The 7,363-nt window shown below is 58.4% G+C and carries 10 protein-coding genes; 6 read left to right on the top strand and 4 right to left on the bottom strand.

The window, feature by feature from the left end; genetic code table 11:
* Nucleotides 1-521: 521 nt before the first annotated feature.
* The 4 genes from K675_RS0128200 to K675_RS34310 all read left to right on the top strand — a co-directional run bounded on the left by K675_RS0128200 (nt 522) and on the right by K675_RS34310 (nt 2,635).
* Complete coding sequence (locus K675_RS0128200) at nt 522-959, top strand: RDD family protein (protein ID WP_017906811.1); 438 nt, start codon at nt 522-524, stop codon at nt 957-959.
* Between the two features lie 66 nt (nt 960-1,025).
* Nucleotides 1,026-1,814 (top strand): hypothetical protein, encoded by a 789-nt coding sequence (locus K675_RS31550; RefSeq protein ID WP_157384008.1) that lies wholly within the window; start codon nt 1,026-1,028, stop codon nt 1,812-1,814.
* 46 nt (nt 1,815-1,860) lie between these two features.
* Entirely contained in the window at nt 1,861-2,298 is a 438-nt protein-coding gene (locus K675_RS0128190; RefSeq protein ID WP_232434493.1) for a hypothetical protein, read from the top strand.
* Nucleotides 2,299-2,395: 97 nt separating this feature from the next.
* Complete coding sequence (locus K675_RS34310; protein ID WP_080635415.1) at nt 2,396-2,635, top strand: DUF6124 family protein; 240 nt, start codon at nt 2,396-2,398, stop codon at nt 2,633-2,635.
* A gap of 68 nt (nt 2,636-2,703) precedes the next feature.
* Here the strand turns inward: K675_RS34310 and K675_RS31545 are convergent, their stop codons facing one another.
* The 4 genes from K675_RS31545 to K675_RS0128170 all read right to left on the bottom strand — a co-directional run bounded on the left by K675_RS31545 (nt 2,704) and on the right by K675_RS0128170 (nt 5,518).
* On the bottom strand, nt 2,704-3,291 hold the full coding sequence (locus tag K675_RS31545) for a hypothetical protein (protein ID WP_017906808.1): 588 nt from the start codon (nt 3,289-3,291) through the stop codon (nt 2,704-2,706).
* Between the two features lie 37 nt (nt 3,292-3,328).
* Nucleotides 3,329-3,916: a DUF4291 domain-containing protein gene (locus K675_RS0128180; protein ID WP_017906807.1), complete on the bottom strand. Its 588-nt coding sequence runs from the start codon at nt 3,914-3,916 to the stop codon at nt 3,329-3,331.
* A 32-nt stretch (nt 3,917-3,948) separates the two neighbouring features.
* A complete protein-coding gene (locus tag K675_RS0128175; protein ID WP_017906806.1) occupies nt 3,949-4,194 on the bottom strand; it encodes a hypothetical protein in 246 nt (81 codons plus the stop codon).
* A gap of 232 nt (nt 4,195-4,426) precedes the next feature.
* Nucleotides 4,427-5,518: an NADH:flavin oxidoreductase/NADH oxidase gene (locus K675_RS0128170; RefSeq protein WP_017906805.1), complete on the bottom strand. Its 1,092-nt coding sequence runs from the start codon at nt 5,516-5,518 to the stop codon at nt 4,427-4,429.
* A 59-nt stretch (nt 5,519-5,577) separates the two neighbouring features.
* Between K675_RS0128170 and K675_RS0128165 the strand changes: the two genes are divergently transcribed.
* Nucleotides 5,578-5,913: an ArsR/SmtB family transcription factor gene (locus tag K675_RS0128165; protein WP_026145606.1), complete on the top strand. Its 336-nt coding sequence runs from the start codon at nt 5,578-5,580 to the stop codon at nt 5,911-5,913.
* 218 nt (nt 5,914-6,131) lie between these two features.
* The gene (locus tag K675_RS0128160; protein WP_232434492.1) at nt 6,132-7,307 is read left to right on the top strand and encodes a helicase/relaxase domain-containing protein; all 1,176 of its coding nucleotides are present in this window, start codon (nt 6,132-6,134) and stop codon (nt 7,305-7,307) included.
* Nucleotides 7,308-7,363: the final 56 nt, after the last annotated feature.

Below are 7,363 nucleotides of genomic sequence, written 5' to 3'. Positions count from 1 at the left end.
GAGGTTGCATGTTCTGTTTTGTTTGTTTTTGGGTTCTCTAAACAGGTTAACTATCATAAGGAGGAGGTTGTTAGGATGATTTCTGAGATGGATTTGGCAAGTCATTTAAAACGTTTGCCTGTCGAAGAAGCTGAGGAATTTGAATTTGACTTGAAAGTTATGTCTTTTGTTTCGTGAGTTGGCAAATTTGAGTAGGGCGCGATTTTCAACTCGAGAGACGGGGTTCTCCATTTGCCGGTCTCGAGTCAAGGTCAAATGCCAGCGTGCTCTGCTGTTTTTTAACTGCTGGATTTGCCCTTCAATTCAACGTTGAAACAGATTTTTTAGTTTCTAGTTGAAATGGTGAAAAGGTTCTGCTTTCGCGGAGTTTTCAGTTGCTTCGGGGCAGGGGTGAGCCATGTTTTTTAGGCAGGCATGATTCCTGCTGTTGGGGGCTGCTATGTCTTGATCCAGCCAGATCCTGTTTGACGCTTTGCAGGCGCTTTATCGGAAAATTATACATTCTACGCAAGGACCCTAGTGTGAGCACTACCGAATCCATCTCTTCAGTTTCTCTCTATGATCTCGCCAGTCCATGGAAACGCCTGTTCGCCTACGTGATTGACCTGCTAGTGATTTTTCTTTTGGTTGTGCTTGAGCATTTTCTGGATTTTCTTCCATTCCCAGGTAGGTCGGGGATTGGGATAGCGCTCAATCTGCTGGAAAATACCCTACTTTTTCTGGCTCTAGGTTATTTTTTGTTGGGTGATGCCTTGCCCAACGGCCAAACGCTGGGCAAGCGGCTGATGGGCATCTCGGTTGTCGGTTTCCCTGTGAATACACGGTGCACGGTGTTTCAGTCGTTTCTGCGCAACGTACCGAAGGTATTGTTCAGTGTACTGGATGCCCTTTTTGTACTGTTCGGGCTCCGGCGGCGCCTGGGCGACATGCTTGCCATGACCATGGTGGTCAATAAATGACTGGAAAGCTAATGCCAAAGCCTGAGACGGCAGGATAGACTTTTCGATTTTCACAGGCAGGAAGCCGTGACCTCTACCCGCACGCAACAAGTGAAATCCAACCTTGAGCTACGTCTGTTCGCTGTGCTGATCGGCGGTGCACTCGTCGCCGCGCTGGTACTGTCGGAAGGCACCCGGTTCTCCGCCGAGTCGCTGTTTCCCCGGGCATTGTTCGGATTCATCAGTTCCCTGGCTCTGGGGCTTCCCTTGCTATTGCTGGGGGATCGTCGCTGGCCAATGTCCAGGACGCGGCACCTGGTGAATGGGATGCTCCAGAGCCTGGTGCTTTACCTCTTTTTCGGCGGTTTTTCCCTGCAGTTGTTCAGGTCAGCGGTGCTCGGCGGTATTGCGTTGGGCGCCTGGTACGCTCTGGTTATACCTTGGGTGGAACGCTTGAACGGTCGGGAGGGGGCGCCGGCAGGGCGGAGCTGGCGTTCGGTGATGGCGCTTCCTCTGGCGGGAGGATTGGTCCTTGGTGGCGCTGCGTCCGTGTATTTCCTTTTTGCCCAGGAGTCGGTTCTGCCGATATTTTTCCTGTTTTTCGTGAGCGGGGCACTGCTCAGCATGCTGGTCTGTTGGCCGGTGCTGTGGCTGGTGGAGCGATTCCTGACGACAGCCTGGCGTTATGTGATCGGCGGAGCGGGCAGTGGTTTGCTGATGTGGCTGATGTTTACCGGATCGGTGTTGGTGGAAAAGTCGACGACTGTGCTTCTCCCTGCATTCTGGCTCGGTCTTGGTGCTTTCGCATTGATCGGGTCGATAGCTGGCCTTCTGGATACGGCATTTGTCTGGAAACAGCTGCAAGCTGATTCGTGAGCGCAGGGGGGGGGGCAAATGAGTGGTGGCTGTAGTGGACAAACAGGTGTATGAACTGACTGCCGATGATTTCGCGCAGTATGGGGCGTGGTTTTTTCCGATGGATGATTCTGCAGAGGATGAGCTGACTGTCCGCCCTATTGGTAAGGAGGATGTCTGCTCTGATTTCCAGGCTGTCATAAGAACTCGGTTCTGCTGTGCCAATGGAAAGGAATATATCGGTTACTTATATTGGGATGCTAATGCCTCAGTGGAGTATTTGAAGCCTGTCATGTTCATGGACGATGGGACTTGCCTTTGCTTTTGGAACGGGATTGTCAAGCCCGTCTGGGAGAAACACCCAGGGATCTTTGATTTTATGAGTTCGAATTTTCCTATTTCATTTGTCTCGGAACCACTCTTTGCGATGCCGAGTATAACAGGAGAGCTTGAAGGGCTTTATTATCTGAGTGATGCCGGGGTCAGTATTGTGTTTTTTTCATGATTAGAGGGAAGGAAACGGGTTCGCTTTCATGAGTACGGCCAAGACAGAACAACTCTCATGGCAATGATCCGGCGCCAACGTTCAGCCGCAGCGCTCGATTCCCCCACCACGGTTCCCACCGCAAACGAACAGCCCGGAAACCGCCCTTGTCACCGTCTACTCCATCCTGCAGTCCGCTGCTGCTGCCGCCTACGAAAATGCCGACAGCCAGACGGGCTCCAACCGCAACGTCGCGCTGGGCGTCGTGCACCTGATCGAGTTGGCACAATGGTGGGTGGATTCGTTGTTGGACAAGCCGCTGACGGCTGATGCCAATAACCAGGCCGTGCCGGGCTGAAACGGGAGGCGTGACGTGTTTCGCCCCTGAGCATGGGGGAAGGCCGGAAACCCGGCCTTCCCAGGAGTTCATGGCACGGGAAGCGCCGAGATTTCTCCAGTCGAAGACGTGCTCTCCACAGGAATACGCTCCTTCGGCTTTGTCACGTCATAAACATGCAGCTCACAGCGCTGCTGGACGGACTGGAACTCGACCAGGTAGGTCTTGCTGCGCTGTGGCGTAAAGCGGGTACTGATGGGGCCACAGGTGTAAAGGGCACCGGCTCCTGCCCCGCGGGCGTTACCCCATACCTCCAGCAACTGATCGGGGTCGGCCTGTATTTCCAATTGCGGGAAGTGTTTGAGCAGCGCGCTGTGACTGGTCTCATTGAGCTTGGCGATCCAGCCGAACACCTGGCCGCGGCCGGTATACGCCACTTTGCCCAGCACTTCCGTGCGCTGGTCGGGGTCCGCCGAGCGGCGGATCGAAAACTCCACGGGGACGAAGTTGCCCGCTGACTTCATGATGACCTTGGCGTGCTGGGCATCGACGGTGACCTTGTTCTGGCCCAGTTGCACACCATCCTTGAGGAAGGTGGGCGAGGAGTCCCTGACGTTGGAGTGGCAGGCGGGCAGGGCCAGGACGAGCGCCAGGGTCAGCAGTTGGGTTCTCTTCATGACTGATGAATCTCCTTGAGAGTGTTTGTCCGGATGATTATTGGGGGGGCAGGCCAGCCGGGCGTCTGTACTCGACTTCGACTGGAAGCGCCTGCTGCGCCTCGGCAAGCCTGTTTGCGCATACCAGCCCGTGGATATGACGAGCCAGCGGGGTCACGTCGGTGATGTTGTGTATCCACTCATTGACATAAAGGTTGACGGCTTCCTGGCCGAGGCCAATCTGGATAGCGCGATGGGACTGCGGTTGCAGATGCAGGTCGCGCTCCGGGTCCCACTGGATGCGCACCGGGGACTTCTCCTTCAGCGCCAGCCATTGTTCCTGGCTCATCGATTCCTCGGGGTGGCTCGGGCAGCTGTGTTCCAAGGCCCAGGCGAAGCCTTCATGAGTGATGTCGATGGCGAGGATGCGTGTTTGGCCGGCGTCCTTCAGGCCCCAGCCGGCGCGGTACATCATCCAGAGGAACGAGGGTTTTATCCAGGTCATCCGTTCCATCTTGAACGGCGGCGAGACGAAGGTCCCGTGGGCAAGAGCGGCCTCGGCGATCGAATCCGAATAGGCCTGGTACACGCGGAGGGTGCGGTCGTCGTAATGCGCGCGAATCTGGCGAAGTGGGGGTATAGGCAAATGATATTCCTGGTTGTTTTGCTATGGGGTGATCAGTGTTCTCGCGGGCGCGTGGTTTTCTCGGAGGACGCGCGGCGGCGTTTCTTGCCGACCCTTTCCAGCAGGTCGTTGAGAACAAACCAGATTGCCATCAGCATGCCGATGAACACGAAGGTGTTGTGGTTGTGGAACAGTCCCTGCAACTTGCCGGCAAGCCAGGCCGAGATCACCATCAGGAACACGAAGCGAAGGCCGGTCAGTACGGCCTGGAGGTATTCGTTACCGATATTGCGGGACATTCCATTGCTCTTTGGGCAGAAAGGAGAGGAAGGCACGCCCAAGTCTTGTATATCGGTCGCCCTGGCGCATGCTTTTCGCGATGCGAAGCCTAAGGGATGTAGTGGCGTTTTGCTAATGAAAACGGTCGATTTTGATTTATTGGCGCCCAAAACCTGTCGCCCTTAGAGGGGGGCGCAGCAACAAAAAAGGCACCGAACTATCGGTGCCTTCCTGATTCAACGCTGCTTCAGCTCAACGATAACGCTCCAGCCAATGCGCGTAAGGAGCGGGCAGCGTCCAGGCAGCCTTGTCGACGCCCAGCTCCTTGGCCGCGAAGTACGCCCAATGCGGGTCGGCCAGGTGTGCACGGCCGACCGAGACCAGGTCCAGGTGCCCGGCTTGCAGGGCGCCTTCGGCCAGTTGCGGGGTACCGAAGCCCCAGGCCGAGGTCACCGGGATATCGGCTTCGCGACGCACGCGCTCGGCGATCGGGCCCATGAACGCCGGGCCCCATGGGATGTTGGCATCCGGAGTGGTGAAGCCGACGCTGACGCTCAGCAGGTCCAGGCCGCCGGCCTTGAACCGGCGGGCCAGCTCGATGGATTCGGCGAGGGTCTTCTCGTCGCGACCGTCGTATTCCAGCACGCCGAAACGCGCGGTGAGCGGCAGGTTTTCCGGCCAGACCTCACGCACGGCGGCGAGGGTTTCCAACAGGAAGCGGCTGCGGTTGTCGAAGCTGCCGCCGTAGGCGTCGGTACGCTGGTTGGAGTGCTCGGAGAAGAAGCTCTGGCCGAGATAGCCGTGGGCGAAGTGCAATTCGATCCACTCGAAACCGGCATCGCGGGCGCGACGGGCGGCATCGACGAAGTTCTGCTTGATCCGCGCGATGTCGTCTAGGGCCATGGCCTTTGGCGTTTTCGGCAGGTGCGCGCCGAAGGGCAGGGCGGATGGGGCAATGGTCTGCCAGCCACGGGCGTCGGATTCGGCAATGTGGTCGTCGCCTTCCCATGGGCGGTTGGCGCTGGCCTTGCGGCCGGCGTGGGCGATCTGGATGCCCGGCACTGAGCCTGCGGCCTTGATGGCCTTGACCACGGGCACGAAGGCCTGGGCCTGTTCGTCGTTCCAGATACCGGCGCAGCCCGGGGTGATGCGGCCTTCCGGTGCCACGGCGGTGGCTTCGACCACCACCAGGCCGGCACCGCCGCGTGCCAGACCGGCATAGTGGACCTGGTGCCAGTCATTGATCAGGCCGTCGTTGGCCATGTATTGGCACATCGGTGGAATCGCGATGCGGTTGCGTAGGGTGACGTCCTTGAGCGTGTAGGGTTGGAACAATGCCGACATGGAAAATCTCCCGGAGACGGTGGGTGAGGTTGATTCGTTTGTTCGATGGTAATCGAACTATGGCAATAAAGGGAAGTCTTGATATCATTGATGGCATGCGAGAATTCAAACACCCGGCTCCCGAAGACCTCATGCTCGAACGCGTGCTCTACGCCTTGAGTGACCCCGTGCGCATGGAAATCGTTCGCTGCCTGGCCGGCGTCGCCGAGGCGACCTGCGGTGAACTGGATGGCGGACGGCCCAAGTCCAGCATGTCCCATCACTTCCGCGTGCTGCGTGATGCTGGGTTGGTGCATACCCGCAATGTCGGTACTACCCATATGAATTCATTGCGCCTGGAGATGCTCGATACGCGCTTTCCCGGGCTGCTCGGCTGCATCCTTTCCCAACGCTGATCCAGGTGCCTGTCTGGTGTGCGGCTCCTTTTGCGCGGCTGAAAACACGCAAGCCGCAAACCTGTTTTTTGCTGGTCGTCATTCCCTTGCAAATGCATAAATCCGAGTAGAAAGCGAGGATTTACGGGCGGCAGGGTTCGTCGAAAGCGGCCCGGAAATTCGAGAGGTCTGTCCACGGATAGGGGGGCACGTCGATGTTCTGGCGCCGGTTGCTGAAAATGAACGTCGCAGATTCAGGTTCCCAGGGAGCGGAGCCTGCAATTGGGTATTTCAGCCCGCAGACAGCCGCCGAGCTCCTGGCGGCGCCGCGCCGGCAAGCGCTGCTGGGGCAGATCTGGCAACTCGTCTCCCTGTCACGCGACCAGTTCGAGGCGCTCTATCTCAAGCCCATCGAGCGCTGCGCCGAACTGGCCCAGCAGTTTCCTGCCGCGCAGTACGGTCATCAGGCCTATCCCGGTAGTCTGCTCGATCACTGCCTGAGTACCACGGTCTATGTGCTGAAATTGCGACAGTCGCGGTTGTTGCCGGTCGGGGCCAGTGCGCAAGTGCAGGGCGCCCAGGCGGAGGCCTGGAGCGTCGCCATGGCCTATGCGGCCTGGTTGCGCGATCTTGGGAGAATCATCGTCGAGATGAATGTGCAACTGTCCACTGGCACGACATGGCATCCCTGGATGGGGCCGCCCGACCGGCCTTATCGTTTCAGGTTCGTCAACGATTGCCCGGACAAGCTTCATGCCGCCGCGGCCGGCCTCTTGCTCAGCCAGTTGGTGCCTCACTCGACACTCCAGTGGTTGAATGGCTACCCCGAACTCTGGGGGGCTTTGATCCATGCGCTGGCGGGGCATGATGAACAGGCCGGTGCCTTGGGCGAACTGCTGGCCCAGGCCGACCAGGCATCGAACGTCAATGGGCAGGAGGGCAGTCCGGCGAGGACGTTGCGGCCGTCGCCCGTCGAGGTCGTTCCTGAGGCAGTGGCTGCGCCGGTTGGTGCCGAGGCAAGCGACGATCTGGCTGACCAGGCCCAGGGCGAGGCTTTCATCCAGTGGCTTCGCGAAGGCATCCTTGTAGGCCGGATTTCGACCAACACGGCCGCGGCAAAGGTTCACAGTGTTGCCGGCACGGCGTTCATGGTCTCTCCGGGAATCTTCCACCGCTATGTCCAGGAGCATCCGGAGCGGATCAAGTCACAGGGCACTGAGCAATGGCGCTGGGTCCAGCGCTGTTTCGAGAAGCAGCGGGTGCATCGCAAGGGCAGCAAGGGCCTGAACATCTGGACGTGCGAGCTTCAGGACCTGCGCAAGGCCCGCGATCTCAAGGGCTACCTCTTCAAGGATCCGCTGCTGATCCTTGAAGAGGTACGGGCAGACAACCCTGCCTTGCGGCTGAAGCAATGAGCTGAGCTCAGCCCAGCATCAATTGCAGATGGGTGGTCTGCCATTCGGTATCCAGG

The organism is Pseudomonas fuscovaginae SE-1 (assembly GCF_000364705.1).
Classification (GTDB): Bacteria; Pseudomonadota; Gammaproteobacteria; order Pseudomonadales; family Pseudomonadaceae; genus Aquipseudomonas; species Aquipseudomonas fuscovaginae_A.
This window is presented reverse-complemented; position numbering and strand designations above follow the sequence as displayed.